We start from the raw sequence: 24,349 nt of genomic DNA on the forward strand, positions 1-24,349 counted from the left end.
TTGGTGCTTCTTAACCAAAACAATCACTCCTTCTTATTTTTAATAAACAGTAGGGCAATCAGCACGGGTCGGGGCAAAGAAACAATGAGACTTAAAACGCCCTACATTCGGCTGTCCAAACCATGTAGCTGGACATTCTCCCTGCGGCATAAAGAACCACAGCGTATTTGTCGCAGGAGAAAACCGCTCGCCGTTGATCACTCGCCGTGCCAAATTAATATCCCTCTGTCTCGCCCGTTGATAAAAATAACCCTTTTGCGTCGCCTCAAACCCACCGGGACTTTGAAAGACCATATTGCGGATGTTGCGAATGTCTTTAAAATCTAAACAGTCCGCACGCACCCTGTTCACCCCGGTATTCCCTACCATCAGCATCCCTTGCTTTCCATCTCCTTCTGCCTCGGCTCTCATTAAACGTGCCAGCAGCTTAACATCCTCTTCGTTGAATGGTACGACAGCCATGTCGGCACCCCACTTCGCAAACTGACTCTCTATCACTATATGAATAAGCCTGCCTAAGATATGAATAAAAATTGAAGGGGAGATTATAAGGGAGAACGTTCTTATTTTTAGTTGAATTGTTCATAAAAAAGATCCCCGCGGCTTATGCCGGCGAGGATTGTGGTCGAACTTATACGTGTAAAAATTGTGGGATTTCATCTGTTTTCAGAAGGTTGCCTACGTAGAATGAACCAAAATCACCGTAGCGTGACGTTACTTCATCAAAGCGCATTTCATAGACGAGTTTCTTAAATTGAAGCATATCATGCGCGAACAAAGTAACTCCCCATTCCCAGTCGTCAAACCCGATGGAGCCTGTAATGATTTGACGGATCTTGCCGGCATACTGACGGCCAGTCATACCATGGGCATACATAAGCTTCGCACGCTCGTCTTTTTCAAGAACGTACCAGTTATCATTACCCTGGCGTCGTTTGTCCATGGGGTAGAAACAGATATGGTTCCATTTTGGCAGAATGGGTTTTAAGCGGCCCTGGATTTCAGGGTCGTTTTCATCCGCATTTCCCATATAGTTGGAAAGTTCCACTACAGAAACATAGGAGTAAGCTTTTGTCGTATACTCAGCCAGCTTCGATTTATTAAACGCTGTTTCAATCTCATTCAATTCTTCCATGGTAGGGCGGAGAATCATCATGACGAGATCTGCCTTTTGTCCAACAATCGTGTAAAGAGCGTGACTTCCTTGTTTGCTCTTTTCAGTCGTTTCCCATTTTTCAATAAATCCTTGAAATTCATGAATGGCTTGTTCACGTTCTTCATTGCTCGCTTGTTTCCAAGCTGTCCAGTCGACGGTGCGGAAATCGTGCAAGCAATACCATCCATCCATTGTAACTACTGCTTCAGGCATGATAGGATCGCTCCTTTTATGTGAATTGTTATAGTATTTTCATCTTATTCAATATAACACAATTCAACGTAAATTATCATTTCAGCTAATTTGAAAGTATTGTGAACAAAAAAATAGGGTAAAGATAATATGTAATCGCTTAATATGAAAAATTCGTTTCGAAATACTTTTAATTAAACACAAAAGGTCTTATTATATAGTACAGAAAATAAATTGGAGGGTTAAAAGATGAGTAACCTATTTGATACATTGAAAGCCAAAATGAGTGGTGAAAGCAAGAAAGTCGTCTTTCCTGAAGCTTTAGATGAACGAATTCTGACTGCAGTAAGCAAACTTGGGGCAGAAGGTTTTGTGAAACCTGTACTAGTTGGAAATAAAGGTGAAGTAGAACAGAAAGCAGCTGAAGTAGGAGTAGACATTTCCACATCCGAGATTCTGGATCCAGCCAGCTATGAAGCTTTTGACGAGATGGTGGCAAGCTTCGTAGAACGACGTAAAGGAAAAGCAACGGAGGAGCAGGCTCGCGAAATTCTGCAAGGCGGCAACTATTTCGGAACAATGCTCGTTTATATGAACAAAGCTGATGGACTTGTAAGTGGAGCGGCTCACTCTACAGCAGATACGGTTCGCCCGGCCCTGCAAATCATTAAGACGAAGCCGGGAATCAAAAAGACATCCGGCGTCTTTATCATGGTTAGGGATGAAGAAAAGTATGTATTTGCGGATTGTGCCATCAACATTTCACCGGACAGTCAGGACCTGGCAGAGATCGCGTTAGCAAGTGCGGACACCGCTGCGCTGTTTGACATCGATCCAAAAGTAGCGATGCTGAGCTTTTCTACAAAAGGTTCAGCGAAATCACCTGAAACAGAAAAAGTAAACGAAGCTGTAGAATTGGCAAAGCAGCAAAATGGAGAACTTTTAATTGACGGAGAATTCCAGTTTGATGCAGCATTCGTTCCTTCTGTAGCTCAGAAAAAAGCACCGGATTCGCCACTAAGAGGGGAAGCGAACACGTTTATCTTCCCAAGTCTTGAAGCGGGAAACATCGGGTACAAAATTGCCCAGCGCTTAGGGAATTTTGACGCAGTAGGACCTATCCTTCAAGGTTTGAACCAGCCAGTGAATGATTTATCTCGCGGCTGTAATTCAGATGATGTATACAAGCTTGCTATTATTACAGCAGCTCAATCTCTATAGCAGCAATACCAACCGCAGGTACCTGGTACCTTAAATAAAAAAGCACTGGAGCTTAGTCTTGAATCTGCTCCAGTGCTTTATTATTGCGGATAATCATCTGTTCAAAACGCTTCGTGAACGTTTCAATTTCTTCACCTTCTAATGAATTCGCTACGAGACGATCTGACCATTTATTTAACTGATAAAGAATACGGTTTCTCACATCTTCCACTGTTAAATCTGCGCCAAGCAGTTCGTTGAGTGAAGCCATGACCGATGGGTCTATATCTGGATATTGAAAGCGTGTGGGCTCCTCATTGAGGCCGGCCTTGTAAAAGTTCTTCAGCAGTGCAGCACGTTCGGCTCCGCTTCCGGTAACGTCTAAATAAATTTGAACCGCGGATCCTCGTTTCACACGGCGCTGGGATATCCCTGCAAACTTTTTACCCCCTATACTTAAATCATAAGTCCCGGGGCAGTATGACTGGGTGATTTCGTAAGCTTCAATCTGGTCAGTGAGGTCAGCGAACAAGTGCTGAATGAATTTGACCATCGCTTCATAGCCGTCGTGAATGTTAACTTCTTTGGCGTCTGGAAAAATAAGTGATAGGTTCAGTACGCCTTCGTCGAGTACGACGGCGAGGCCGCCTGAGTTGCGGACGACGACTTGATAGCCTTGCTCTTTTAAGTAATCGATCGCTTCAGCAATATGGGGGAGGCGAGCGTCCGGGATGCCGAGGACCACCGTGTCGTGATGGACCCAAAGGCGCGCAGTCGTTGGGGATTCATGCTCACCGACAGAAATGGCCAGTGCGTCATCAATAGCGAAGGACTGCAGCGCTGAGAAAGTCGGCCCCATATTGCTTTGGTCAATAAAGCGGTAAACCGCTGGATGTAATAATTGCTTTGACATAAAAATTTTCTCCTTTTTCATAGCAGCACTATTATAACAGAAAAAGTGGACAGCAGTAATGGTGTAAAAGCTGTAGAGTAGGGAAAGAGCATAATGGGGCAGCACATATAGAATGGTGAGAGCAAAGGGGGTACCAGTACACAAATACTAATATCCATCATTGAACTAATTTTGCTTTTGTGTACCTGGTACCCAGTGCTTTCATTTTCGCAAAGCTGAAACACAAAAACAGTGCGCGGTACCAATACACATTTTCAGCAATGAACGAGATTTTGTCTTTGTGTACCTGCTACCAAAGGTATATAATAGGAAGAAATGTCGTGAGGGAAGGATCGTCTGATGGCTTATCGTGATGAGCAATTAAGTGAAGAGAAAGTATTTAAGGATCCTGTTCATCGATATATTCATGTGCGGGATCAAGTGATATGGGATTTGATTGGTACACCAGAGTTTCAGCGTCTTCGCAGGATTCGCCAGCTGGGGACGTGTTATTTGACGTTTCATGGGGCGGAGCACAGCCGGTTTAACCATTCGCTCGGAGTGTATGAAATTGTGAGGCGTATTATCTCAAACTTTAAAGATCGCCCGAATTGGGATGAGAACGAACGCCTGCTTTGTTTGGCTGCTGCGCTGCTGCATGATTTAGGGCACGGGCCTTTTTCGCATTCATTTGAAAAAGTGTTCAAGCTGGACCATGAGGATTTTACACAGGCGATTTTACTCGGGGATACAAAGGTGAATGAAGTCCTTTCGAAAGTTGATAAAAATTTTCCTAAGCAAGTAGCGGATGTGATTAACAAAACGTATCAAAATAAGCTGGTGGTTAGTTTGATTTCAAGTCAGATCGATGCGGACCGTATGGATTACCTGCAGCGTGATGCGTATTTTACAGGAGTAAGTTATGGTCATTTTGATATGGAACGGATTTTGCGTGTGATGCGTCCGATGGAAGATCAAGTCGTCGTTAAAGAAAGCGGCATGCATGCGGTTGAGGATTACATAATGAGTCGTTATCAAATGTACTGGCAAGTTTATTTTCATCCGGTGACGCGAAGTGCAGAAGTGATTTTATCTAAAATCCTTCATCGGGCCAAGGAGCTGTATGAGGAGGGGTATCGCTTTAAACTGGAGCCTACTCATTTCTTGTCTTTCTTTAAAGGGGAGCCGACACTTAGTGAATATTTAGGGCTTGATGAGTCAATTGCGCTTTACTATTTCCAAATGTGGATGCAGGAAGACGACGAAATTTTATCAGATTTGTGTGATCGGTTTGTGAACCGCCGCTTATTTAAATACATTGAATTTAATCCAAATTTGCAAATGTCGGAATGGATGGAACTCTATAAGCTTTTCCAAAAGGCGGGGATTAACCCGGATTACTATTTGGTGGTTGATTCCAGCTCGGATTTGCCGTACGATTTTTACCGGCCTGGTGAAGAAGGGGAGCGTCTGCCGATTCACCTTCTGCAGCCAAATCAGGAATTGAAGGAACTTTCAAGGTTATCTGAGATTGTGGAGTCAATCTCAGGGAAGAAACGAACGGATCACAAGTTATACATCCCTCAGGACTTGCTTGAAGGGATGTCCAATCGCAGTAAAACGAAGAAACGAATTATGGAAATTTTGTATGGATAGGGAGTGGGGATGCTATGTTGGAGAACCATGCCAAGCTGATGCAGTTCTTCTCAAGCTCTGACGCAATTGTAGGAAGAAAAAGGCTGCAAAAAATGATTTATATCCTGAAAAAATGTGACGTGCCTTTTGAGGAGCGTTACCAATTTCATTTTTACGGTCCTTATTCTGAAGAATTAACTCTTCGTATTGAAGAAATGTGTAATCTTGGATTTATAAGTGAAACGAAAGAAGAAAAGAAGAATTACTACCAGTACCGCTATGAAGTTACTGATTCGGGGAAAGAATTTATGGAGCGTTACCATACGGAACTGCCGTCGTTAAACCGCCGTATCGATGAGATGAACGAAAAAAGCTCTCGTTTCTTAGAACTTGTCTCGACCATGCTTTTCTTTGAACATCTTCCTAAGGAAGAGATTTCAGAAAAAGTATTTTCAGTGAAAAGCAAGCAAAACTACACAGTTGAAGATATTGAAGAAGGATGGGAATTTATTGAAAATATCCGCCAGAATCATTAGAAGGTATACTGTTCGCCAGTATATCTTTTTTTGTTATGTATTTTCATGAAAATGGATCAGTGCATTTCCGGCTTTGGTTAAAGATGGTTCCTATTTCAGGCAGCATGGACGTTAAACAAACGTTTGATTAACCGATCAGAAAAAGCTCCCAAGCGCTGTGCGCTTGAGAGCTTCCGGCCTAATCAATGAGGCGTTTGCCGCCGACCCCATAGTGTTGTTTTTTCATTTCTTCAATCACTACCGTCACTGCTTCTTTACGAGCGCCCGTGGTTTCTGTAACGGAGCTAGTCACACTTTCTACTAACGCCTTTTTCTGTTCATCGGTACGCCCTTCAAGCATTTGGACTGTTACGATCGGCATAACGTTCTCCCCTTTTATCCTATAAATATATCCCTTAACGTTTTACTTCGTCAAAAAATCTCGAATTCCTTCCTTTTTTCTAAAAAAAATTCATTTCTTGCAAAGGCCTGTGCTCTGAAATTGGGGCGGACCCTATGTTAGAATAGGAGCAACAGCCAGCTAAAAGGAGGATCCAGGTACCAATGAAGGAATTTGATCAATTTAAAAATAATAAGCAAGAAGAAGGCAGCGATAAAAAGAAAAATCAATTCACAATCATAAAAGATGATTCCACTGATGGCCACGGGGGCTATGGTGTTGGATCGATTAGTCTTGAAAATATGACTCCGGTCATTGTAGATCCAAATGAAGAAGAAGCGTTTATGGATATGGGTGCTCTTCATGCAAGAAGTGCGGTAGAGAAACGCATTCGCTTTTTAACAGATCGTTCAGAAGTGCCGAACGGCAAGCTTTACTGGATTGTATGGGTGACGGTCGACTATCGGGAAGGAAACCCTTGCTTTTACGGTGTGGCCGGAAGTGAAATTGTCGTAGACCGTGAGATCCGCCGCGGCTATAAGCTGCTTCCAGAACACGTGAACCATATGGATAAATCACTAAAAGGAAAATTTGTCGTCGATCATATGGATGAAAAATCAAGGCATATTCTAGGCGAATATTTACGTGAATTTAAACCGGAACTTTGGGAAAATACAGCCCAAGAACTGAAAGACAGCCTCGGCGCTCAATAATGTGATTTTGATTAACCATCCTTCTCCATTCATGGAGGGGGATTTTTTATGAAGGAGCGGTTTCCGTAAAATACCAGTGTAAAAAGAGAACGTATGTGCTATTATAAGAACAAACGTTCGCGGTAAAAGGAGAGTCAAAAATGGATAGTCGAGATCGAGGAACGATTAAGTGGACCTCACTGATGTTACCTGAGCACGTCGAGATGATTAAAAAAGTTTGGAAGGAGGATGAACGCGTCGAAAAAGGAATGCTTGATGAGCAAAAAGCTGTTGAAATTGACTTCATCCTGCAGAGAGCGGTACATGATCAGTTAACTGTGGACCTTAGTGTACACAATGGGTTTGATTATGAAAGCTGGCGTGTGAAGATAACTGCCGTCGATAAACGTGCTCGTAAAATCAAGGCGTTAGATTTGCGGGCAAAGGATCCAGTGGAATTTTTACTCGATGATATTGCGGACATCGCGATTGTGTAAGCATTTGTCATTTTGTTCACAAAATGTTCAATAACTTTTGGCATGACGAATCTTGACTAATGCGCAGCGAGAATAATATATTTAATAACACATGGGTTATACATGTATGCTAGGACAAAGAAAGCGACCGGTCAGTGCCGGTCGTTTTCTTTGTCTTTTTTTAGTTTTTTTCTTTTTTCTCTCGGTACCAGGTACAGAAGTTGATGTCGTCGGTACCTGGTACAGAAAAGCCGATTCTACTGAAACCAGTCTACAATGCTGCGGTACCATGGGTCTTTTTCCAGTTCTTCTTCGATTTCTTTAATATCGGAATCTTCTTCTTCGCAGGTCTCTTTTGGTACATCTTTTTTCTTTACATATACGAGGCGTTCTTCAGGACAAGCTGGGCCGGAAAGCTTCCCGGATTCAGGGTTAATATAGACTCCTTTTAGGTCTCCGGGCGGTGTAAAGGCCGCCACGGGCAGGTCCTCGTGGATTCGTTCCATCGTATTCGCCCATAGCTCTTTAGAATACTGCTGATCTCTCGGCTGTGTCATTTTCCGATTATCATCGTAACCGCTCCATACACCCATCACATATTGAGGGCTGAAGCCGATCATCCAGCTGTCCGAATCGGTTGTACCTGACTTACCGCCGTACGTTCGTGACAGTTGGTCGGCAATACTGGAACCGGTAACGTTCATATATCCGTTTAATGCAGAATCAAAGATCCCGGTCATCATGTGAGTCACCGAAAAAGCTGCTTCTTTATCTAGTTTTTTTCCTTCGACGGACTCAGGTTCTTCATATTCGTATAAAACATTCTCTCTGTGATCCGTAATTTTTGAAATGGTATGCTTTTGAATTTTTGGTGAACCGCCTGTTAGCTTCGAATATCCGTTAACCATATCGTAAAGAGAAATTGAAGCTGTTCCGAGTGCAAGAGACGGAACGGCAGGAAGGTCTTCATTAAAGCCAAAATCACGCAGCGTATCTATAAATGTCTTCGGTCCAATATCGAGATGAGTTTTTACAGCGTATATGTTATCTGATAAAGCAAGCGCCTGGGCCATCGTGATGTCATCGTTGGCGTAGTAACTATTATAATTGCTGGGCGAATAAACATCGCCATCTTCCAGCTCAAATGTAGTCGGCTTGCTTTCCTGCATCGTTAATGGAGAATAGCCATTGTTTAATGCCGCATAATACAAAAATGGTTTAATGGTACTGCCGACCATACGCTTCGACTGCGTGACGCGGTTGAATGAGCTCGCGCTGTAATCCCTTCCGCCGGCCATTGCAGTGACAGCCCCTGTATTATTATCCATTACGACCGCAGCTGTTTCAATCTCCGCAGCACCATTGAACTCTTCGTCTAACGCTGCTTCAAGCTCGTTTTGATGATCCGGATTGAGCGTAGTATAAATATGGAAGCCCCCGGACTCGACGGCTTCTACTTCTATATCGAGCAAACGTGCAGCCTCGCGGACAACTTCATCTTGAAAATATGGGCCGACCGCCTTAGCTTCTTCGGCAGAATGGTCATAATAGTCGAGGGAAGCGGTAACAGCTTCATTTTTCTCCGAGTTTGTAATGAACTCCAGGTCATTCATGCGCGATAAAATTCGCTCCTGCCGCGATTCCGCATTATCCTTGTCAGCGAGTGGGGAGTAGTAACTCGGCCCTTTAGGTACACCTGCAAGCATCGTAGCTTCTGCCAATGTTAAGTCTCCTGCATTTTTATTAAAAAAGTAACGACTGGCCGATTCGATGCCATAAGCGCCGTGGCCATAGTAAATCGTGTTGAGATACCCTTCTAATATTTCATCTTTATCATAGAAAATCTCCAGCCTGATCGCGTAAAAGGCTTCCTTTAATTTTCTTGTCCACGTCTTTTCATGAGATAAGTAGAGGTTGCGGGCATACTGCTGCGTAATCGTGCTCGCGCCTTCGACCATTCTCATAGCTTTTAAATCCGTTAACGCGGCTGAAGCCACTCGTTTAAAATCAAAACCATAATGATTATAAAAACGATGATCCTCAATGGCCAGGGTCGCATCGATCACTTCCTCCGGCATCTCATCTAAGCTGATCCACTGTCTGCTTGCCCCGACATCATAACCCTCCATTACTTCGCCATCGGCTAAATAATAGGTGGTGTTTTGTGCAGTGGACAGCGATGGAGGACCAAGCACAATGGCGTAAGCGAGCAGTCCAAGAACAGCAATAACTCCCAAAATTCCTAACGTGAAAAACGCTTTAAAACTGCGGCGCACCCACTTCCATGATAAACGAATAAATAATAGCATTCTCCTAATCTCCCACCTGTTATAATTGCTATTATTATGGGAAAAAGAGGAGTAAATTAAACATTCTCTTGCTTTTTCCGCAGATTGCTCTATAATTTGATTGTTTACAGGAAGTGAAAGGAGAATCACAAATGAGTACATGGTTTACAGAAAAACAAACTGACAACTTTGGAATTACAGCCAAAGTAAACCGGTCTTTGCATAAAGAAAAAACAGATTTTCAAGAGTTAGAAATGTTGGAAACTGAGGAATGGGGCAATATGCTCGTCCTTGATGATATGGTGATGACGACGGAAAAAGATGAATTTGTCTATCATGAAATGCTCGCCCATGTACCGTTATTTACTCACCCCAGTCCGAAGAAAATTTTAGTCGTTGGCGGGGGAGACGGTGGTGTGATTCGTGAAGTGTTAAAGCATGAAAGTGTTGAAAAAGCGGTCCTCGCCGAAATCGACGGCAAAGTCATTGAATATTCGAAACAGTATTTGCCTTCCATCGCAGGGACGTTAGACGATCCGAGAGTAGATGTTCAAGTAGACGACGGTTTCATGCACATCGCTAAGAGCGAACGAGAATATGATGTGATCATGGTTGATTCTACAGAGCCCGTCGGCCCGGCTGTTAATCTATTTACGAAAGGGTTTTATGAGGGAATATCGAAAGCTCTCAAAGAGGATGGCATCTTTGTCGCTCAGACGGACAACCCATGGTTTAAAGCGGATCTTATCCGTCAGGTGTGTGCAGATGTAAAAGAAACTTTTCCTATCACAAAATTATACACAGCTAACATCCCAACGTATCCAAGCGGCTTATGGACATTCACTATGGGAAGTAAAATTTACGATCCTCAGCAGATTCCGGCAGCTCGCTTTACAGACATCAACACCAAATACTATACAAATGAACTCCACGGCGCCTCATTTGTGCTGCCAAAGTTTGTGAAAGAGCTGACAGAATAGCAGTGGGGACCCTCTCAATATAGAAGAAGAGCAATTGGCTTCCCTATTAATTATGGCGGAGAGTCAATGGGTACACTTTCAATGATGAGTAGAAAGCCAATTGGGTACCAGGTACCGATTAGACTAAAAAGCGTTCTGTACTCAATAAAGAGTAATCGGTACCTGGTACCCCGAGCACAGCACCCAGTAAAGGAGGTTAAACCAATGCCCCATTATTTCGACGAATCCTATTCAGGTAAAGTATTCATCATGAGCCGCGCCACCGAAGAAGAAGCACAGGCCGTCATCTACGGCATGCCCATGGACTACACCGTCAGCTTCCGACCCGGCTCACGCTTTGGCCCTAACCGCATCCGTGAAGCTTCCATCGGACTTGAAGAATACAGCCCATATATTGACCGTCATCTTGAAGAAGTAGCCTACCACGACGCCGGCGATCTTATGTTTCCATTTGGAAACGCGCAGAAAAGCCTCGATATCATTGAGGAGTATATGCAGGATCTTTTGAAAAAAGGAAAGTTTCCGATCGGACTTGGTGGAGAGCATCTCGTCAGCTGGCCGGTCATTAAGGCGTTTCACGAAACGCTGTCGAACCTGAAGGTTATCCATATAGATGCCCATGCCGACTTAAGGGAGGAGTACGAGGGAGAAGTCCTTTCCCATTCCACTCCGATCCGTAAAGCGTGCGGACTGGTTGGGCCTGAAAATATTTACTCTTTCGGTATTCGTTCCGGCATGCGTGAAGAATTTCAGTACGCAAAAGAAAGTGGGATGCACATGTTTCGTTATGAAGTGCTCGAACCGCTGAAGCGTGTTTTACCTGATCTTGCAGGTGAGAATGTATATGTCACCATCGACATTGATGTACTTGATCCTGCTTATGCACCGGGTACGGGAACGGCTGAAGCGGGAGGGATCTCATCAAAGGAACTGCTCGCATCCATTCATGCAATTGCCCGTTCAGAAGTAAATGTCGTAGGATGTGATCTTGTTGAGGTCGCCCCTGCATATGACCCCACTGAACAGACAGCCATCGCGGCTAGTAAATTCATCAGGGAAATGCTTTTAGGTTTTGTGAAATAGATGATAGAATAGAATTCATCCGTTACTCGTATGTAACGGATTTTTCTTTTTGTAGAAGAAGCTTGGAATAAAGGAGATATGCTTAGAATGAATAAAAGAATCATTGTCTTCACATCCGTTTATGCGATTATTATGGCAGCACTGCTTTTTATAACGATAAATAATGATTGGAATCCTTCTGGTTATTCGTATGAAAGCGAAGGGGCTTCGGTTGCTATTAAAGAAGGAATAGCAGAAAACGAAGTAGGACATCTCAGTTTTTCAGAAAATGCTGCAGAAGTGTTACTTTTACAATCAGCTATTCAAGAAGTGGAGCGTCACTGGCAGCAGGATTTAATCGTCATTTCGTTATTATTTCCGCTGATTTTATTTACCGTTTTTAAAGAAACCCAGCCCTTTAAAGAACAAGTTCCTCGAAAGTGGTTTGCTGCGATAACGGCAGGGGTTATTGTCATCTATGCAGTAGCAACCGTTCCTTCCTATATAGGGGAAATACAGTCGGTAAATGATCAGGTAAACGCTCTCTTAAACTAGACAGGACTTGAGTTTTCGGTTGTGAATTCTTATAATATAAAGGTTAAGGATGTACGCTTAAACAAGGAGCGATAGAATGACAGCTAAAGATGTGCGCGTTAAGCTCGTTACAGAGATCCGCGATGCTGAACGTAAAGAAGAAATGACGCTATCGGAGCCTGGCCAATTTTTCTCGCGTGGAGAAACGGAAGTGCTTAAGTTTACAGAGACCCCGGAAGAAGGGGAACCGATTCATACGATGGTAACGGTAAAGCCGGGGCATGTGAGTATTAAGCGAACAGGCGGCGTAGATATGCGGCAGGTCTTTCAGAAAAAGTTAGAGACGGAAAATATTTATCACCATACATATGGTGATTTTCATATGAAAACTTTCACCGATCAGATCGAATACCGTTCAATGGCGGAGGGAGATCGTGGACGTTTATTTATTAGCTATCAAATGACGCTGAATCATGAAGTGACGCAGCGTCATCGGTTGACGTTACTTTTTGAGGAGGAAAGCGAATGAATATTGTAGAACAGACGGAACAAAAGCTTAAAGATGAAATCGTCCGTGCGGTTAAGGAAGCGGGATTAGCAGCCGACGAAGAAATGCCGGATGTTGTGCTGGAACAGCCGAAGGATAAGTCTCACGGTGATTATGCCACAAACATGGCGATGCAGCTGGCGCGTGTGGCGAAGAAGAATCCGCGTCAAATTGCGACAGAACTAGTGGAGCAGTTTGATCATTCGAAAGCATCGATTGAAAAGATTGAAATTGCGGGACCTGGCTTCATTAATTTTTATATGAACAACCAGTACTTAACTGACCTCGTGCCCTCTATTCTGGAGGCTGGAGAGGCTTACGGGCGTACAAATGTTGGTAACGGTCATAAAATTCAAGTAGAGTTCGTTTCCGCTAATCCAACAGGCACTCTTCACCTTGGACATGCCCGTGGAGCGGCCGTTGGCGATTCTCTATGTAATGTACTGGACGCGGCAGGCTACGATGTGTCACGTGAATATTACATCAACGATGCTGGAAACCAAATGGCCAATTTAGCTCTTTCTGTAGAAGCTCGATACATGCAGGCTCTTGGTGAAGAATGGAACATGCCTGAAGACGGTTATCACGGCAAGGATATTATCGAACTTGGCGAGAAGCTGGCTGAGGAGGATGGCGACAAGTGGGTCGACACTCCAGAAGAGGAGCGGCAGGAATTTTTCCGTTCATACGGCCTGAAGTTTGAATTAGATAAAATTAAACATGATTTAGAAGAGTTTCGAGTACCGTTTGATGAATGGTTTTCTGAAATATCGCTTTATGAAGGCGATCAAATCAAAGATGCCCTGCAAGTATTAAAGGATAAAAACTACGTCTATGCCAAAGACGATGCGACCTGGTTTGAAACGACTAAATTCGGTGACGATAAAGACCGCGTTTTAATTAAAAATGATGGAACCTATACGTATTTAACACCGGATATTGCTTATCACAAAAATAAGCTCGACCGTGGATTTGATACATTAATTAATATTTGGGGAGCCGATCATCATGGTTACATTCCTCGAATGAGAGCGGCTATCCAGGCCCTGGGTTACAGCAAAGACACGCTGGAAGTTGAAATTATTCAAATGGTGAATCTGTTTCAAGACGGCGAAAAAGTCAAGATGAGTAAACGAACAGGCAAAGCCGTAACGTTACGTGAACTTATGGAAGAGGTAGGAATAGATGCCATGCGCTATTTCTTCTCCATGCGTTCATGCGACTCTCACCTGGACTTTGACATGGATTTAGCCCGGTCGGAATCGAATGAAAACCCTGTCTACTATGTGCAATATGCCCACGCTCGTATCTGTACAATGGTGAGCCAGGCGGTAGAAAAAGGTTTAGCAGCCGGTCAATTTGAGGGAAGCCATCTGAGTTCTGAAAAAGAAGAAGACTTACTCAAACGCTTAGGCGAATTTCCGCAGATCGTATCAGATGCAGCTGAAAAACGCACACCGCACCGAGTGACACAGTACGCATTTGATTTAGCATCGAACTTACACAGCTTTTACAACGCTGAAAAAGTACTCGATCCAGACAATCAAGAACGTACCATAGCACGTGTAGCGTTAATGAAAGCCGTACGCACCACACTACAAAATGCCCTGCACCTCATCGGTGTCTCCGCCCCAGAGAAAATGTAGGTAGAAAAGCGTAAGCGGCCTGATAGACACGACACGCATAAGCAAGATGCCGAAGTGAAGCGAACTTTCTTCACGCAGGTAGATTGCTTATGACGCGAGTGTCTGGCCGCAGCAGCTGGACAGTAGAAAAGCGTAAGCGGCCTGATAGACACGACACGCATAAGCATTAAAGTCAAATGAATAAAACCATAACAAAAACCGCTTCAGCATAAAATAGTTGAAGCGGTTTTTTCTGTTCATCTAAAATAAGTAGTTGGGTATAGTAAAAATAAGGAGGAATGACCAATGAAAGAAGTGGGTTTAGCACTACTAGCGGGGTTCATTGTAGGTGCCATATTTGCCGTATTTAAACTCCCAATTCCTGCTCCGCCAGCATTAGCCGGAATTGCAGGAATTGTAGGCATTTATTTAGGATTTAAATTTATTGGGTGGGTATCACCAATGATAACTTCCATATTAAATTAAAGAAGCGGGCGGAAAAACTTTGCGATCTGTTCATTAATACGAATGGCAAGCGAACGTTTGGCGATCCATTCTTCATCCAGGATTCTTGCTTCTTTTACATCATTTAAATAAGCTTTTCGTAAGTCTTCTACAAATTCATCTTCATAAATATACATGTTGACTTCCTTATTCAAAAACATACTGCGGCGGTCGAAATTGGCTGTACCTAAGTACGCGAAGGTGCGATCCACCATCATTACTTTAGCATGGTAAAATCCCCCGTCGAAAAAGCTTACGTTGGCACCATGCCGGAATAATTCATACATAAACGGAAGTCCCGCTTCTTTCACGAGTGGATGGTCAGGCTTCATTGGAATCATTATGTGAATATTTACTCCGCGATCAATGGCTTCTTTTAAAGCTGCCATCAGCATTTCAGTAGGTATAAAATATGGTGTTCCTATGAGAATCTCAAGTTTGGCGTTTTGTATCATCTCGAAAAAATCGTCTTCGAGTTCGCCGCCATCTGTAGCGCGTATACGAACGGTATGTTCTTCTTCCCGGCTCCGAATGAATGGCTGGTCCATTTCTTTCGTAGCTAACCCCCAGTCATCGAGGAATGTTTTATGCAGGTCATTCACGACAGGTCCCGTCACGCGCAAATGGTAATCACGCCAATCTTGAAAATAAGAACTTTCACCTAAGTAGATCCTTCCTACATTATAACCGCCTACGTATCCGATTTTTCCATCGATGACAGCAATTTTCCGGTGGTTGCGGCGGTTTACTCTATAAAAAAAGTAGGGGAAACGCGGTGTCTCAGCAAATTGAAATTGAACACCGGCGTCTCTGAGTTCTTTACGAACCTTTTTGTTAATTTGGTAGCTTCCAAGCCGGTCTCCAAGCAATCGTACTTCGGCTCCTTCGTTTGCTTTCTTTTTTAAAGAATCCAGCAGTTTTCGTCCTGCTTTATCCACATTGATAACATAAAAAAATACATCCACATGATGTTTGGCGTTCGCGATATCCTGACATAAGTCTTCATACAATGGGGAACCGTTTTTGTATAATTGATAATTTCCCGTCGTAATTTCAAATGGAAGGAAACGCTGTTTTGCTAAATGGTCTTTTCTTCCTAATTTAAAATCAATGATGGTTAGAAATACGATAAGAACAATGGCTGTAACGATCGTTGGCAAAATCATTGGGGGCCTCCTTCCAAGTTTACTTAGTAAGTATTCCCTATTAAGGACATTATTGAACATGAAAAATTTCGGAAACTTGTTGACTGAATGCTCATTCATAATTTATAGTAAAGCTATAAGATTCAGAAAATTAGCAGTTTCTGGTCTAACAACGAAGAGGGGGAGAACATATGAATCCGTTGTTAATCGCCAATTGGATCCTATTTCTTGGGGTTACAGCTTACGGTTTATACTTATTTGTTCGTGTTGTGCGAACTCGTATCGCATACATTAAACTGGGTCGTAAATTCGAATTTGATGGTGAAATGAAAGACCGGCTCAATAAAGTATGGGTCAATGTATTCGGTCAAAAGAAACTTTTAAAAGATAAGAAGTCAGGTATTATTCACGTTATGTTTTTCTACGGTTTTATTCTTGTGCAATTTGGAGCAATTGATTTTATTTGGAAAGGACTGGCTCCGGATTCACATCTGCCGCTTGGGCCGTTCTATCCTGGGTTTACATTTTTTCAGGAGATTGTAACGCTTACTATTATTGTTGCCGTTATATGGGCATTTTATCGACGCTATGTGGAAAAACTTGTCCGACTTAAGCGTGGGTTTAAAGTGGGATTAGTCTTACTATTCATTGGCGGACTAATGGCATCTGTTCTTATAGGAAACGGGATGGGCATTATCTGGCATGGGCATGAGCCGACTTGGACAGAACCTGTTGCGAGTTCAATTGCAAGCGCTTTCGGATGGATGCCTCCTGCAGCAGCTGCTGCTGTATTCTTTATTATGTGGTGGATTCACACGTTAATTTTACTTACATTTCTTGTGTATGTCCCGCAATCTAAGCATGCACACTTAATTGCTGCACCAGTTAACACGTTTTTAAGCAGACAGGACCCTCCTGGAAAATTAAAAACAATCGATTTCGAAATTGATGAAGAAGCAGATGAAGAGGATGTATCATTTGGGGTTGGTAAAATAGAAGATTTCAACCAGCTGCAAATGATTGACTTTTATGCTTGTGTAGAATGCGGAAGGTGTACGAATGTATGTCCAGCCTCTGGTTCAGGAAAAATGCTGTCACCGATGGATTTGATCATTAAACTGCGTGATCACTTAACGGAAAAAGGAGCAGCTGTAACCGGCCAGGCGCCTTGGGTACCGGCTTATGCATTCTCGAATACAGAAGGAAATACGCTGGCTCAAATGGCACAAACGCACGGGTCGGAGGAAGCAGCGGCCAGCATGGATGCGGTCCATAATAAGAGCCTCATTGGTGATGTCATTACCGAAGAAGAGCTATGGGCATGTACCACATGCCGTAACTGTGAGGATGCTTGTCCCGTTATGAATGAACACGTGGACAAAATTGTAGACTTGCGCCGTTACCTTGTCCTGACAGAAGGAAAAATGGATCCAGATGGCCAGCGGGCCATTATGAATATCGAGCGTCAAGGTAATCCATGGGGCCTGTCTAAGAAAGATCGAGAAAACTGGCGCGATGGAGAAGAAGATGTTCACATTCCTACTGTGAAAGAGTTGAAGAAATCAGGCGAAGAGTTTGACTACTTGTTCTGGGTAAGTTCCATGGGATCGTATGATAACCGCAGTCAAAAAATTGCCATGGCGTTTGCGAAGCTGATGAACGCAGCAGGCATCAAGTTTGCGATTTTAGGAAATAAAGAACAGAACTCCGGCGATACCGCGCGCCGTATGGGAAATGAGTTTTTATTCCAGGAGCTTGCGGAGAAGAATATTAAAGAATTTGAGAAAAACGATGTGAAGAAGATCATTACGATTGATCCACACGCGTATAACATTTTCAAAAATGAATACCCTGATTTAGGTTTTGAAGCTGAAGTCTATCATCACACGGAAATGCTGGCAGAGTGGTTGAAGGATGGCCGTTTGAAGCCTGAGGCCGAAGTGAACGAAACGATTACGTATCACGACAGCTGTTACCTTGGCCGCTACAATGAAGTATATCAGCCGCCGCGTGATGTCCTTGAAATGATTCCAGGTGTTAAGGTAGTTGAGATGAAGCGCAATCGCTCGAATGGTATGTGTTGTGGTGCTGGCGGCGGCATGATGTGGATGGAAGAAAAATCAGGAAACCGGATGAACGTAGCACGTACGGAACAGGCATTAGAAGTAGAGCCTACGATGATCTCCAGCGGATGTCCATTCTGCTTAACGATGCTGTCTGATGGCACGAAAGCGAAAGAAGTAGAAGATGAAGTGAGCACAATGGATATTGCTGAAATTTTAGCGAAATCCATGTTTCCTGAAAAAGTAGAGAAAACAGCTTAATCAGCTTTTGCCGCGAAAATCTGAGATTTGCCGCGAAAAAAATTATTTAGCCGCGTTTTTAGCTAAATAGCCGCGAATTATACAATTTGCCCGCGAAAACCAAATAAGGATTAGAAAAAAATGGTGGAAAGTGTACAGAAATTTTTGTACACTTTCCTTATGAGAGTGAATTGAGCGAGCGTTCAATCGCCATAAAATGAAAGCGTTATCAAATATAAAGGAGGAACTATAAGATGCGTAAAACAGTTATTGTAGCAGGAGCGAGAACACCATTTGGAAAATTCGGCGGTGGCTTAGCGCCATTAACGGCAGCCCAGCTGGGCGGAATTGCAATTAAAGAAACGTTAAAAAGAGCTAACGTTCAAGCAGAAGATGTAAATGAGGTCATTATGGGGACAGTTTTACAAGGAGGGCAAGGCCAACTGCCATCCCGCCAGGCTTCACGTGAAGCAGGAATTCCGTGGGACGTGAAAACAGAAACGGTAAACAAAGTATGTGCGTCCGGCATGAGAAGTGTGACAATGGCCGATCAGTTTATCCGCCTTGGCGAAGAAGAAATTATCGTCGCGGGTGGAATGGAGAGCATGAGCAATGCGCCATATTTTATGCCGAAAGCCCGCTGGGGTTTGCGTATGGGTGATGCACCAGTCAAAGACATGATGGTGCATGACGGATTAACCTGTGCTTTTGAGGATGTGCATATGGGCAATTACGGAAACCGCACAGCATCTGAACTCGAATTAACGCGTGAAGCTCAGGATGAATGGTCTTATCAAAGTCACCAGAGAGCCAGCTCAGCGATTAATGAAGGAAAATTAGCAGAAGAGATTGTCCCTGTCGAAGTGCCGCAGCGTAAAGGGGACCCGGTTGTTATTGAAAACGATGAAGCCCCGCGCAGCAATACCACGGTCGAAGCTTTGGCGAAACTAAAACCTGTTTTTGATCCTCAAGGAACGATCACGGCCGGAAACGCGCCCGGGGTGAACGATGGAGCTGCAGCAATGCTGCTTATGTCAGATGAGAAAGCGTCTGAACTTGGGGTGAACTCGCTGGCAACGATTATTGCTCATGAAGAAATTGCTGTAGAAGCGCAGGATTTTCCGCAGACGCCGGGACTAGTCATTAACAAACTATTGAAAAAAACAGGAATCTCAATTGATGATGTCGACCTTTTTGAAGTGAATGAAGCTTTTGCAGCTGTTTCACTCGCAAGTGGAAAGATTGCTGGACTTGATACTGAAAAAGTAAACGTCAACGGAGGTGCGGTTGCATTAGGCCACCCCATAGGGGCAAGCGGTGCCCGTATTATCCTGACACTTGCTCATGAATTAAAACGCCGCGGCGGCGGGTTAGGCATTGCTTCGATCTGTTCAGGCGGAGGGCAGGGAGATGCTGTACTTATCGAAGTAGCAGGAGGTCACGAGTAATGATGATTAATCAAGTGATGGTGATCGGGGCCGGGCAGATGGGTGCTGGTATTGCGCAGGTTTTTGCTCAAGCCGGTCTCCGCGTTAAACTAAATGACTTAAACGATGACGCTTTACAAAAAGGTTTAGAAGGCATAAAAAAACGGCTTACAAAAGCTGTAGAAAAAGAAAAAATGACCGAAAATGAAAAAAAGCAGGCGCTTGAAAATTTAGAAGGAACGACGGACCTTCGCGCCGCTTCAGACTGTGATCTCATTATCGAAGCTGTCGTTGAAAAGATGGAAGTCAAAACGAAAGTCTTTCAAAACTTAGATGAGGCTGCGCCTGAGCATGCGATTTTAGCGTCGAACACGTCTTCTCTGCCAATTACGGAAATTGCAGCTGTAACGAAGCGTCCTTCACAAGTGATTGGCATGCACTTTATGAACCCGGTGCCGGTCATGAAGCTCGTTGAAATTATTCGTGCGCTGCAGACGAGCGATGAAACATACGAAGCGATTGAACAAATGACGGAGAAACTGAACAAAACGCCAGTGGAAGTAAATGATTTTCCTGGTTTCGTATCTAACCGGATCTTAATGCCGATGATTAATGAAGCAATTTATACCGTATATGAAGGCGTTTCTTCAGTAGAAGATGTCGATACCGTCATGAAGCTTGGAATGAATCATCCAATGGGGCCGCTTACGCTGGCCGACTTTATTGGATTAGATACGTGTTTATCGATCATGGAAGTTCTTCATGAAGGGTTTGGGGACAGTAAATACCGTCCGTGTCCGCTTCTGAGGCAGTACGTGAAAGCTGGCTGGCTCGGCAGGAAGTCCGGCCGTGGATTCTACAGCTACGAATAACAGGTGAGGGAGAGAAGCAAGATGAACCTACAGTTTACGGACGAACAAATCATGCTGCAAAAAATGGTTCGTGATTTTGCCGATAAAGAAGTGGCGCCTGCCATTGCGCAGATGGAGCGGGAGGACCGGTTTCCGGTTGAACTTGTACGACGGATGGGAGAACTCGGTTTAATGGGGATTCCTATACCGGAACAGTATGGCGGTGCGGAAATGGACTACACGTCCTATGTAATGGCGATCCACGAAATCTCAAAAGTCAGCGCAACGCTGGGCGTCATTTTATCTGTTCATACTTCCGTAGGAACGAACCCGATTCTTTACTTTGGAACGGAAGAACAAAAACAAAAATATATTCCAAAGCTGGCTTCTGGGGAATATTTAGGAGCTTTTGCGCTGACGGAACCGAGCGCAGGGTCGGATGCAGGTAGTCTAAAGACAAGAGCGGAGAAAAAGAACGATCACTATATAATAAATGGAGAAAAAATATTTATAACAAACGGAGGCGCTGCGGATACGTTTATCGTATTCGCCCGCACGAATCGCGATGAGAAACGCGGAAGGGGCGTCAGTGCTTTTATTATTGAAAAAGATACACCTGGATTTACGGTTGGAAAAGCTGAGAAGAAGATGGGCATGCACGGATCGAGCACGGTTTCGTTAAGCTTTGATCAGTGTCAGGTGCCGGCTTCACAGCTGCTCGGTACTGAAGGAGAAGGTTTTAGAATTGCTCTTGCTAATTTAAACACCGGCCGGATTGGGATCGCAGCTCAGTCCCTTGGAATCGCTGAGGCGGCTCTTGAACACGCAGTGGCTTATGCCAAAGAACGGGACCAGTTTGGAAAGCCGATTGCTCAGCATCAAGGCATTTCCTTTAAGCTCGCAGACATGGCAACTAACGTTGAGGCAGCAAAACTATTAGTCTATCAAGCGGCTTCTCTCCAGGGAGCCGGTAAGCCATGCGGAAAAGAAGCGTCAATGGCTAAGCTGTTCGCCTCTCAAGCGGCGATGGATGCCTCCATTGAAGCAGTTCAAGTTCATGGAGGCTATGGATATACGGAAGATTATGCCGTGGAACGATTGTTCCGCGATGCGAAAGTATGCCAAATCTATGAAGGCACAAGTGAAATTCAGCGAATAGTAATCAGCAATCATCTAACGAAGAACTAGGGGGAAGAAATTATGGATTTCTCATTAACAGAAGAACAGGTCATGCTGCGGAAAATGGTACGTGACTTTGCTAAAAATGAAGTCGAGCCGACCGCAGCTGAACGTGATGAAGAGGAACGTTTTGACCGTGACATTTTCGATAAAATGGCAGAGCTGGGGCTTACCGGCATCCCGTGGCCGGAAGAGTACGGAGGGATTGGTTCCGATTTCGTCAGCTACGTCATTGCCGTTGAGGAACTGTCACGAGTGTGTGCGTCAACGGGGGTAACATTATCCGCGCACATCTCGTTAGCCAGCTGGCCGATTTATAAATTCGGTACTGAGGAACAGAAAAAGACGTTCCTTGCGCAGCTAGCAAGCGGGGAAAAACTGGGCGCGTATGCTTTATCAGAGCCAGGGGCAGGAAGCGACGTTTCTTCCATGCGTACACAGGCAAAACGTGACGGAGATGACTACGTGCTAAACGGCAGTAAAGTATGGATTACAAATGGCGGTGTAGGCGATCTTTATGTTGTATTTGCGAAAACAGATCCAGATGCAGGAAACCGCGGAATCAGTGCTTTTATTGTTGAAAAGGGTACGCCAGGGTTTACTTTTGGTAAAAAAGAAAAGAAATTAGGCATTCGTTCTTCTCCAACCACGGAGCTTATTTTTGAAGACTGCCGCATACCAAAAGAGAATTTGCTCGGAGAAGAAGGGCAAGGGTTTAAAATCGCGATGATGACGCTTGACGGTGGTCGAAATGGGATTGCAGCTCAAGCCTTAGGCATTGCTCAAGGTGCACTCGATGAATCTGTAAACTATGCGAAAGAGCGTGAACAGTTTGGCAAACCAATCGCTCAGCATCAGGGGATTTCATTTAAACTGGCGGATATGGCTACTGAAATTGAAGCTGCCAGACTGTTAACCTACCAGGCTGCTTACTTAGAATCAGAAGGGAAACCGTACGCTAAAGCCTCCGCAATGGCGAAGCTCTATGCCGGGGATGCGGCGATGCGTATTACAGTGGAAGCCGTTCAAGTCCACGGCGGCTATGGCTATACGAAAGATTATCCAGTGGAGCGTTACATGCGTGATGCCAAAATCACTCAAATTTATGAAGGAACGAATGAAATCCAGCGTCTTGTTATAGGGCGGATGTTAACGAAATAAACGAGAGGAGGCCCGGTCATGCATTCATTAGCAGAAAAAATCCAGCAGCAAGACATGCGGGCCCTCGCTCGTGCCATTACTTTAATTGAAAATGATGATCCTGAAAAGCTGAACTTGATGAGCGATATTTTTTCTGTTCGGAAAAAAGCTCATCATATTGGTATTACCGGTTCCCCCGGGGCTGGAAAAAGTTCGCTTATTAATCGGCTGCTCACTCACTTGCGCGCGCAGGATTTAACCGTAGCTGTAATCGCGGTGGATCCAACCAGTCCTTTTAGCGGAGGATCGCTGCTCGGTGACCGAACGAGAATGAACCAGCATTTTCTCGATCCCGGGATTTTTATTCGCAGCATGGCGACACGCGGCAGTTTAGGCGGGTTGGCTCGTGCGACAAAAGATGCGATACGGGTGTGTGATGCCTATGGATTCGATGTCGTGTTAGTGGAAACTGTGGGAGTCGGTCAGTCTGAGCTGGATATTATGAAGGTCGTGGATACAACAGGTCTTGTTCTTACACCGAACAGTGGAGATGTGCTGCAGATATTCAAAGCTGGAATTATGGAGATTGCTGATCTTTTTATTATTAATAAAGCCGACCTTCCAGGAGTCGTCCGCTTAAAGGCAACGCTGGAAGAATATATGATGATCGCCCAACCAAAAGGGTGGCACCCGCTCATCATCAAAACGATTTCTACCGAAAACGAGGGAATGGATGAGTTATGGAACGGCATGGAGCAGCATCAAGAATATTTATACGAAACGAAGCAGGGAGAAGAACGACGGTTAAAGCAGCTGGAGCTTGAAGTGTATGAATTAATTCGAGAAGAAATCTGGCGCGACGTACAAAGCACCATCGATTCTGATTACGAAAAGAAGGAGCAGCTGCGTAACCCAGAAGCCGATCCTTATCAACTGGCCAAGGACTGGTACGGAGAATGGAAGGGTGATTCCTAATGGAGAAAAACCAAGTACCTTCGACAATCAAAGATGAAGCTCTCGTAGAAAAAAGACGTCAGCAAATGGTGAAAGGCGCAGTTACGCTTTTTACAGAGAAAGGCTTTCATAAAACGACGACTCGAGAAATCGCGAAGGCTTCAGGATTCAGTATTGGAACGCTTTATGAATACATCCGAAAAAAAGAAGATGTCCTGTTTCTCGTCTGTGATTCAATTTATGAACGAGTAAAGGAGCGGATGGAAGCGTCCATAAATCAAGATGAAAAGAGCGTCGCGAATCTCATTCTTGCGATTCGTGCCTATTTTCATCTGATGAATGACATGCAGGGGGAAGTGCTCGTGATGTATCAGGAAGTAAAGTCATTGTCGAAAGATGCCCAGGATTACGTGCTGCAGAAGGAGCGCGATATGGTCGCCATGCTTGAAAAAGTGATTAAGAACAGCCTTCCATTTTCCATTGCCGAAGAGCAGGTGGCGCTGATTGCTAATAACATTTTCGTACAAGGACAAATGTGGGGCTTCAGGCGCTGGATCTTGCAGAGGACCTTTACATTAGAGACGTATACTGAAGAACAGATTAAGCTGCTGCTTCAAGGCTTGCAGGTAGAAGAAAAAGAATTAACTTAAAG

24 protein-coding genes are annotated in these 24,349 nt (G+C 44.1%); 18 read left to right on the top strand and 6 right to left on the bottom strand.

Going from position 1 to position 24,349, the window contains the following annotated elements; translation table 11 throughout:
• Window positions 1-39: 39 nt before the first annotated feature.
• Complete coding sequence (locus ACGTNH_RS02920) at window positions 40-462, bottom strand: cell wall hydrolase (protein WP_394586121.1); 423 nt, start codon at window positions 460-462, stop codon at window positions 40-42.
• 169 nt (window positions 463-631) lie between these two features.
• On the bottom strand, window positions 632-1,369 hold the full coding sequence (gene hemQ, locus ACGTNH_RS02925) for a hydrogen peroxide-dependent heme synthase (protein WP_394584884.1): 738 nt from the start codon (window positions 1,367-1,369) through the stop codon (window positions 632-634).
• Between the two features lie 228 nt (window positions 1,370-1,597).
• Here hemQ and pta point away from each other — a divergent pair, with 228 nt between their 5' ends.
• Window positions 1,598-2,569 carry a phosphate acetyltransferase gene (pta, locus tag ACGTNH_RS02930; protein ID WP_394584886.1) on the top strand — a complete coding sequence of 324 codons (972 nt, stop codon included), beginning with the start codon at window positions 1,598-1,600 and terminating at the stop codon, window positions 2,567-2,569.
• 52 nt (window positions 2,570-2,621) lie between these two features.
• Here the strand turns inward: pta and lipL are convergent, their stop codons facing one another.
• Entirely contained in the window at window positions 2,622-3,461 is an 840-nt protein-coding gene (gene lipL / locus ACGTNH_RS02935) for an octanoyl-[GcvH]:protein N-octanoyltransferase (protein ID WP_394584887.1), read from the bottom strand.
• Window positions 3,462-3,800: 339 nt separating this feature from the next.
• On the opposite strand from lipL, the gene ACGTNH_RS02940 reads away from it, so the two are divergent.
• Together ACGTNH_RS02940 and ACGTNH_RS02945 are read left to right on the top strand one after the other, a co-directional pair.
• Window positions 3,801-5,096 carry an HD domain-containing protein gene (locus ACGTNH_RS02940; protein ID WP_394584888.1) on the top strand — a complete coding sequence of 432 codons (1,296 nt, stop codon included), beginning with the start codon at window positions 3,801-3,803 and terminating at the stop codon, window positions 5,094-5,096.
• Window positions 5,097-5,110: 14 nt separating this feature from the next.
• Window positions 5,111-5,611 carry a YwgA family protein gene (locus ACGTNH_RS02945; protein ID WP_394584890.1) on the top strand — a complete coding sequence of 167 codons (501 nt, stop codon included), beginning with the start codon at window positions 5,111-5,113 and terminating at the stop codon, window positions 5,609-5,611.
• A gap of 178 nt (window positions 5,612-5,789) precedes the next feature.
• On the opposite strand, the gene thmT is transcribed toward ACGTNH_RS02945, so the two are convergent.
• The gene (gene thmT, locus ACGTNH_RS02950) at window positions 5,790-5,972 is read right to left on the bottom strand and encodes a 2-hydroxymuconate tautomerase (RefSeq protein ID WP_394584892.1); all 183 of its coding nucleotides are present in this window, start codon (window positions 5,970-5,972) and stop codon (window positions 5,790-5,792) included.
• Between the two features lie 182 nt (window positions 5,973-6,154).
• On the opposite strand from thmT, the gene ACGTNH_RS02955 reads away from it, so the two are divergent.
• Window positions 6,155-6,703 (top strand): YwhD family protein, encoded by a 549-nt coding sequence (locus tag ACGTNH_RS02955; RefSeq protein ID WP_394584893.1) that lies wholly within the window; start codon window positions 6,155-6,157, stop codon window positions 6,701-6,703.
• Window positions 6,704-6,843: 140 nt separating this feature from the next.
• Window positions 6,844-7,179, top strand: coding sequence for a YolD-like family protein (locus ACGTNH_RS02960; protein WP_394584894.1), 336 nt, complete (start codon window positions 6,844-6,846; stop codon window positions 7,177-7,179).
• A gap of 236 nt (window positions 7,180-7,415) precedes the next feature.
• Here ACGTNH_RS02960 and ACGTNH_RS02965 read toward each other — a convergent pair whose 3' ends face one another.
• Complete coding sequence (locus tag ACGTNH_RS02965; RefSeq protein ID WP_394584896.1) at window positions 7,416-9,467, bottom strand: transglycosylase domain-containing protein; 2,052 nt, start codon at window positions 9,465-9,467, stop codon at window positions 7,416-7,418.
• Between the two features lie 131 nt (window positions 9,468-9,598).
• Here ACGTNH_RS02965 and speE point away from each other — a divergent pair, with 131 nt between their 5' ends.
• From speE to ACGTNH_RS02995, 6 genes are all read left to right on the top strand, one after another.
• Complete coding sequence (gene speE, locus ACGTNH_RS02970; RefSeq protein ID WP_394584897.1) at window positions 9,599-10,426, top strand: spermidine synthase; 828 nt, start codon at window positions 9,599-9,601, stop codon at window positions 10,424-10,426.
• A 204-nt stretch (window positions 10,427-10,630) separates the two neighbouring features.
• The gene (speB, locus tag ACGTNH_RS02975) at window positions 10,631-11,509 is read left to right on the top strand and encodes an agmatinase (RefSeq protein ID WP_394584898.1); all 879 of its coding nucleotides are present in this window, start codon (window positions 10,631-10,633) and stop codon (window positions 11,507-11,509) included.
• A gap of 87 nt (window positions 11,510-11,596) precedes the next feature.
• On the top strand, window positions 11,597-12,043 hold the full coding sequence (locus ACGTNH_RS02980) for a hypothetical protein (protein WP_394584899.1): 447 nt from the start codon (window positions 11,597-11,599) through the stop codon (window positions 12,041-12,043).
• A gap of 76 nt (window positions 12,044-12,119) precedes the next feature.
• The gene (locus ACGTNH_RS02985) at window positions 12,120-12,551 is read left to right on the top strand and encodes a YwiB family protein (RefSeq protein WP_394584900.1); all 432 of its coding nucleotides are present in this window, start codon (window positions 12,120-12,122) and stop codon (window positions 12,549-12,551) included.
• Window positions 12,548-14,215 (top strand): arginine--tRNA ligase, encoded by a 1,668-nt coding sequence (gene argS, locus ACGTNH_RS02990; RefSeq protein ID WP_394584901.1) that lies wholly within the window; start codon window positions 12,548-12,550, stop codon window positions 14,213-14,215. Before ACGTNH_RS02985 ends, argS begins: the two co-directional genes overlap by 4 nt.
• Window positions 14,216-14,500: 285 nt before the next feature.
• Window positions 14,501-14,680, top strand: coding sequence for a XapX domain-containing protein (locus tag ACGTNH_RS02995; protein WP_394584902.1), 180 nt, complete (start codon window positions 14,501-14,503; stop codon window positions 14,678-14,680).
• Here ACGTNH_RS02995 and cls read toward each other — a convergent pair.
• The gene (cls, locus tag ACGTNH_RS03000) at window positions 14,677-15,864 is read right to left on the bottom strand and encodes a cardiolipin synthase (protein WP_394584903.1); all 1,188 of its coding nucleotides are present in this window, start codon (window positions 15,862-15,864) and stop codon (window positions 14,677-14,679) included. The two genes, ACGTNH_RS02995 and cls, sit on opposite strands and share 4 nt — an antisense overlap.
• Before the next feature lie 170 nt (window positions 15,865-16,034).
• Between cls and ACGTNH_RS03005 the strand changes: the two genes are divergently transcribed.
• The 7 genes from ACGTNH_RS03005 to ACGTNH_RS03035 all read left to right on the top strand — a co-directional run bounded on the left by ACGTNH_RS03005 (window position 16,035) and on the right by ACGTNH_RS03035 (window position 24,347).
• Window positions 16,035-18,167, top strand: a complete 2,133-nt coding sequence (locus tag ACGTNH_RS03005) for a (Fe-S)-binding protein (RefSeq protein ID WP_394584904.1) — start codon at window positions 16,035-16,037, stop codon at window positions 18,165-18,167.
• A gap of 233 nt (window positions 18,168-18,400) precedes the next feature.
• Window positions 18,401-19,594 carry an acetyl-CoA C-acetyltransferase gene (locus tag ACGTNH_RS03010; RefSeq protein ID WP_394584905.1) on the top strand — a complete coding sequence of 398 codons (1,194 nt, stop codon included), beginning with the start codon at window positions 18,401-18,403 and terminating at the stop codon, window positions 19,592-19,594.
• Window positions 19,594-20,445 carry a 3-hydroxybutyryl-CoA dehydrogenase gene (locus ACGTNH_RS03015; RefSeq protein ID WP_394584906.1) on the top strand — a complete coding sequence of 284 codons (852 nt, stop codon included), beginning with the start codon at window positions 19,594-19,596 and terminating at the stop codon, window positions 20,443-20,445. The genes ACGTNH_RS03010 and ACGTNH_RS03015 overlap by 1 nt, the downstream gene beginning before the upstream one ends.
• 21 nt (window positions 20,446-20,466) lie before the next feature.
• The gene (locus tag ACGTNH_RS03020) at window positions 20,467-21,612 is read left to right on the top strand and encodes an acyl-CoA dehydrogenase (RefSeq protein ID WP_394584907.1); all 1,146 of its coding nucleotides are present in this window, start codon (window positions 20,467-20,469) and stop codon (window positions 21,610-21,612) included.
• Between the two features lie 12 nt (window positions 21,613-21,624).
• Complete coding sequence (locus ACGTNH_RS03025; protein WP_394584908.1) at window positions 21,625-22,764, top strand: acyl-CoA dehydrogenase; 1,140 nt, start codon at window positions 21,625-21,627, stop codon at window positions 22,762-22,764.
• Between the two features lie 18 nt (window positions 22,765-22,782).
• Window positions 22,783-23,718 (top strand): methylmalonyl Co-A mutase-associated GTPase MeaB, encoded by a 936-nt coding sequence (gene meaB, locus ACGTNH_RS03030; protein WP_394584909.1) that lies wholly within the window; start codon window positions 22,783-22,785, stop codon window positions 23,716-23,718.
• A complete protein-coding gene (locus tag ACGTNH_RS03035; RefSeq protein WP_394584910.1) occupies window positions 23,718-24,347 on the top strand; it encodes a TetR/AcrR family transcriptional regulator in 630 nt (209 codons plus the stop codon). Before meaB ends, ACGTNH_RS03035 begins: the two co-directional genes overlap by 1 nt.
• The last annotated feature ends 2 nt before the right edge of the window (window positions 24,348-24,349 follow it).

Source organism: Halobacillus sp. B23F22_1 (genome assembly GCF_043497005.1).
GTDB lineage: Bacteria > Bacillota > Bacilli > Bacillales > Halobacillaceae > Halobacillus_A.

Excerpts from the sequence above, each read along its gene's own strand:
- ACGTNH_RS02920 (WP_394586121.1), bottom strand. The coding sequence starts at position 462 with ATGGCTGTCGTACCATTCAACGAAGAGGATGTTAAGCTGCTGGCACGT.
- hemQ (WP_394584884.1), bottom strand. The coding sequence starts at position 1,369 with ATGCCTGAAGCAGTAGTTACAATGGATGGATGGTATTGCTTGCACGAT.
- pta (WP_394584886.1), top strand. The coding sequence starts at position 1,598 with ATGAGTAACCTATTTGATACATTGAAAGCCAAAATGAGTGGTGAAAGC.
- lipL (WP_394584887.1), bottom strand. The coding sequence starts at position 3,461 with ATGTCAAAGCAATTATTACATCCAGCGGTTTACCGCTTTATTGACCAA.
- ACGTNH_RS02940 (WP_394584888.1), top strand. The coding sequence starts at position 3,801 with ATGGCTTATCGTGATGAGCAATTAAGTGAAGAGAAAGTATTTAAGGAT.
- ACGTNH_RS02945 (WP_394584890.1), top strand. The coding sequence starts at position 5,111 with ATGTTGGAGAACCATGCCAAGCTGATGCAGTTCTTCTCAAGCTCTGAC.
- thmT (WP_394584892.1), bottom strand. The coding sequence starts at position 5,972 with ATGCCGATCGTAACAGTCCAAATGCTTGAAGGGCGTACCGATGAACAG.
- ACGTNH_RS02955 (WP_394584893.1), top strand. The coding sequence starts at position 6,155 with ATGAAGGAATTTGATCAATTTAAAAATAATAAGCAAGAAGAAGGCAGC.
- ACGTNH_RS02960 (WP_394584894.1), top strand. The coding sequence starts at position 6,844 with ATGGATAGTCGAGATCGAGGAACGATTAAGTGGACCTCACTGATGTTA.
- ACGTNH_RS02965 (WP_394584896.1), bottom strand. The coding sequence starts at position 9,467 with ATGCTATTATTTATTCGTTTATCATGGAAGTGGGTGCGCCGCAGTTTT.
- speE (WP_394584897.1), top strand. The coding sequence starts at position 9,599 with ATGAGTACATGGTTTACAGAAAAACAAACTGACAACTTTGGAATTACA.
- speB (WP_394584898.1), top strand. The coding sequence starts at position 10,631 with ATGCCCCATTATTTCGACGAATCCTATTCAGGTAAAGTATTCATCATG.
- ACGTNH_RS02980 (WP_394584899.1), top strand. The coding sequence starts at position 11,597 with ATGAATAAAAGAATCATTGTCTTCACATCCGTTTATGCGATTATTATG.
- ACGTNH_RS02985 (WP_394584900.1), top strand. The coding sequence starts at position 12,120 with ATGACAGCTAAAGATGTGCGCGTTAAGCTCGTTACAGAGATCCGCGAT.
- argS (WP_394584901.1), top strand. The coding sequence starts at position 12,548 with ATGAATATTGTAGAACAGACGGAACAAAAGCTTAAAGATGAAATCGTC.
- ACGTNH_RS02995 (WP_394584902.1), top strand. The coding sequence starts at position 14,501 with ATGAAAGAAGTGGGTTTAGCACTACTAGCGGGGTTCATTGTAGGTGCC.
- cls (WP_394584903.1), bottom strand. The coding sequence starts at position 15,864 with ATGATTTTGCCAACGATCGTTACAGCCATTGTTCTTATCGTATTTCTA.
- ACGTNH_RS03005 (WP_394584904.1), top strand. The coding sequence starts at position 16,035 with ATGAATCCGTTGTTAATCGCCAATTGGATCCTATTTCTTGGGGTTACA.
- ACGTNH_RS03010 (WP_394584905.1), top strand. The coding sequence starts at position 18,401 with ATGCGTAAAACAGTTATTGTAGCAGGAGCGAGAACACCATTTGGAAAA.
- ACGTNH_RS03015 (WP_394584906.1), top strand. The coding sequence starts at position 19,594 with ATGATGATTAATCAAGTGATGGTGATCGGGGCCGGGCAGATGGGTGCT.
- ACGTNH_RS03020 (WP_394584907.1), top strand. The coding sequence starts at position 20,467 with ATGAACCTACAGTTTACGGACGAACAAATCATGCTGCAAAAAATGGTT.
- ACGTNH_RS03025 (WP_394584908.1), top strand. The coding sequence starts at position 21,625 with ATGGATTTCTCATTAACAGAAGAACAGGTCATGCTGCGGAAAATGGTA.
- meaB (WP_394584909.1), top strand. The coding sequence starts at position 22,783 with ATGCATTCATTAGCAGAAAAAATCCAGCAGCAAGACATGCGGGCCCTC.
- ACGTNH_RS03035 (WP_394584910.1), top strand. The coding sequence starts at position 23,718 with ATGGAGAAAAACCAAGTACCTTCGACAATCAAAGATGAAGCTCTCGTA.